Below are 1,043 nucleotides of genomic sequence, written 5' to 3' on the forward strand. Positions count from 1 at the left end.
TACAAGGGGAGCCCAATGAGGCCGCAGAGAATCGGTGGCTGCAACTGTTTATTAAAAACACAGCACTCTGCAAAGACGAAAGTCGACGTATAGGGTGTGACTCCTGCCCGGTGCTGGAAGATTAAATGATGGGGTGCAAGCTCTTGACTGAAGTCCCAGTAAACGGCGGCCGTAACTATAACGGTCCTAAGGTAGCGAAATTCCTTGTCGGGTAAGTTCCGACCTGCACGAATGGAGTAATGATGGCCACACTGTCTCCTCCAGAGACTCAGCGAAGTTGAAATGTTTGTGATGATGCAATCTCCCCGCGGAAAGACGGAAAGACCCCATGAACCTTTACTGTAGCTTTACATTGGACTTTGAACAGATCTGTGTAGGATAGGTGGGAGGCTTTGAAGTAAGGTCGCTAGATCTTATGGAGCCAACGTTGAAATACCACCCTGGTGTGTTTGAGGTTCTAACCTTGTCCCGTTATCCGGGATGGGGACAGTGTATGGTGGGCAGTTTGACTGGGGCGGTCTCCTCCCAAAGTGTAACGGAGGAGTTCGAAGGTACGCTAGTTACGGTCGGAAATCGTGACGATAGTGCATTGGCATAAGCGTGCTTGACTGCGAGACTGACAAGTCGAGCAGGTACGAAAGTAGGACAAAGTGATCCGGTGGTTCTGTATGGAAGGGCCATCGCTCAACGGATAAAAGGTACTCTGGGGATAACAGGCTGATACCGCCCAAGAGTTCATATCGACGGCGGTGTTTGGCACCTCGATGTCGGCTCATCTCATCCTGGGGCTGTAGCCGGTCCCAAGGGTATGGCTGTTCGCCATTTAAAGAGGTACGTGAGCTGGGTTTAAAACGTCGTGAGACAGTTTGGTCCCTATCTTCCGTGGGCGCTGCAAGATTGAGAGAGCCTGCTCCTAGTACGAGAGGACCGGAGTGGACGCACCTCTGGTGTATCGGTTGTCACGCCAGTGGCATTGCCGAGTAGCTAAGTGCGGAAGAGATAACCGCTGAAAGCATCTAAGCGGGAAACTCGTCTCAAGATGA

Annotated in this window: 1 rRNA gene; it reads left to right on the forward strand. The window is 51.6% G+C overall.

What is annotated here, in order from left to right:
* Positions 1 to 1,043: ribosomal RNA gene (locus EV671_RS26595) — 23S ribosomal RNA — on the forward strand; the annotation flags it as partial.

This window comes from Roseateles saccharophilus (genome assembly GCF_004342485.1).
In the GTDB taxonomy this organism is placed as follows: domain Bacteria; phylum Pseudomonadota; class Gammaproteobacteria; order Burkholderiales; family Burkholderiaceae_C; genus Pelomonas; species Pelomonas saccharophila.